Below are 2232 nucleotides of genomic sequence, written 5' to 3' on the forward strand. Positions count from 1 at the left end.
GGCTCGCCCAAGTGCTTCTCCTGGATCCTGTTGGTTTGAAACGTCAAAATCTAGCCGAAATGAACTGCAAAAGTTGAGTTAGAGTGCCTGGAGACGATGAAAAACTTGCCCTTGTCGCCAGGTGTTGGTGATATTCAATGAATCTGTTTTGTGGAGCAGAAACCAAGAGGAGACCATGACATGGCCGTAACCTTGTATCACAACCCCCAATGCAGCAAATGCCGGGCTGCCCTGGAGTTGTTGCGGGCACGGGGTGAAGAGCCCCGCATCGTCGAATATCTGAAAACCCCTCCGGATCAGGCAACCTTGACGAACATCCTGACCCTTCTGGGCATGGAACCCCGGCAACTGATGCGCACCGGGGAAGCGGTCTACAAGGAGAACAACCTGCACAATCCCGATCTGACCCGGGAAGAGTTGATCGCTGCCATGGTGAAGCACCCCAAATTGATCGAGCGACCTATTGCCGTGACGGAAAAGGGGGCCGTGTTGGGCAGACCACCGGAAAAGGTGCTTGAGGTGCTGTCGTCGCCAGATGGAAGGTGAGGCAGCCGGGTGTCGTGAGACGGGAATGGGCAAAGGCAGGCAGGGGAGAAGGTGCTGTGCAACGGATTTTTTGGCTGGGTTTGCTGTGGTTGTTGTCGGCTTGCGCTCCCGTTGATTTTTCTGCCTGGCTGGGTGAACCCTCCGGCAGCCATGGCCCGGTTGAGTGGGTCGATCGCGATTGGCCATCGGGTGGTCATTACGAGGGTGAACTCCTGAACGGCAAACGACATGGCAAAGGTACCTTCACCTGGCCGGACGGGGCGCGCTATATCGGCGAGTATCGCATGGACGAACGCACCGGTTATGGGATCTTCACCTGGCCGAATGGTTCCCGGTATGAGGGGCAGTTTGTCGGTGGCAAACGCGAGGGCAAAGGCGCCTTCATCTGGCCCGATGGCGCCCGTTATGTGGGGGAATATCGACATGGCGAGCGGCATGGTCAGGGCAGTTTCTACTCGGCGGACAAGTCGGTGGTAGTGTGTCAGGCCGTGCCCCAGGAGGAGTCTCAGGATTGGATGGATGGACGCCTTCTGGGAAGTTCCACCGTCAGCACCACCTCCTTGCCTCCGCCCGGTTCGGCGGTCAGTCCGGCTGTCATGCCACCGCCGGTTTCCGCAGTCGCCAAGCCGCTCTCCCCGGTGGAGGATATCCGGACTCGGGAACGAAACACCGCGCGTTTTGCCCTGCCGCCCGATTTCGATACTTCACCACCTGCAACAACCGTTGCCACGGGCAACGCCCCGGCATCCGGCAAGGCCGAGTCTTCCCCCCCTGCGGCGACCTTCGGCGCTGCCAAAGAGCGAAGCCGACTTGTGGCGGACTCCCCTGCCTCCTCCCCTGCCTCCTCCGCTCCGGAAACCCGCGATGCGCCCGGGGAGCCCAGAGAAGGCCAGGCGTGGCGCGAACCCCGCACCGGGATGACCTTCGTGCGCGTCCCCGGCGGGTGCTTCCAGATGGGGGGGATGCGTGGCGGTCTGGATGAACGTCCGCCACACGCGGTCTGCGTGGACAGTTTTTGGCTGGGCCGTTATGAAGTCACGCGGGAGGAGTGGGAAAAAATCATGGGGCCCATGCCTGTATCCAATCAGATGACCGTGGTGGATCGGCAGCGGCCCCGCCATGATCCCCGGGAGCCGATGGAGAGTGTCTCCTGGTTCGACGTGCAACAATATATTTCCCGTCTGGATCAGGCCAGCGGAGCCCACTTCCGTTTACCCACGGAGGCGGAGTGGGAGTACGCCTGCCGGAGTGGTGGCCGGGAACAACTTTACTGCGGGGATGATCAGCCGGACCGGGTGGCCTGGTACGACGGCAACAACCAGGGCGCAGTGCATCCGGTGGGAAGTCGGAGCCCCAATGGGCTGGGCCTCTACGATATGAGCGGCAATGTCTGGGAGTGGGTGGCGGATTGGTACGAACCCGAATACTACAGCCTAAGTGCGGCGCGCAACCCAACCGGACCATCCCGTGGGGAGGGGAAAGTTTTTCGGGGTGGGAGCTGGTTGAGTGGAACCCGGTATATTCGTGCCACCCAACGTTACCGTTTTCCTCCGGACCGGCGCTACAATCTTCTTGGGTTCCGTCTGGTAAACATGCCTTGAAGGCAGGTATCTGTTCGGCACCCACCCAAAAAACGACTGAAAAACTGGGATGGAGGTCCAGGAGGAAGGGCTGCGCCCTTCCTCC

2 protein-coding genes are annotated in these 2232 nt (G+C 60.5%); both read left to right on the plus strand.

The genetic code is table 11. The features are described from left to right. The first annotated feature begins 180 nt into the window (after positions 1 to 180). Entirely contained in the window at positions 181 to 546 is a 366-nt protein-coding gene (arsC, locus tag HQL63_16290; GenBank protein MBF0178381.1) for an arsenate reductase (glutaredoxin), read from the plus strand. 56 nt (positions 547 to 602) lie between these two features. After that, a complete protein-coding gene (locus tag HQL63_16295; protein MBF0178382.1) occupies positions 603 to 2147 on the plus strand; it encodes an SUMF1/EgtB/PvdO family nonheme iron enzyme in 1545 nt (514 codons plus the stop codon). Positions 2148 to 2232: the final 85 nt, after the last annotated feature.

Source organism: Magnetococcales bacterium (assembly GCA_015231175.1).
Lineage (GTDB): Bacteria > Pseudomonadota > Magnetococcia > Magnetococcales > DC0425bin3 > HA3dbin3.

Coding starts and splice junctions, on each gene's coding strand:
- arsC (MBF0178381.1), top strand. CDS start 181: ATGGCCGTAACCTTGTATCACAACCCCCAATGCAGCAAATGCCGGGCT.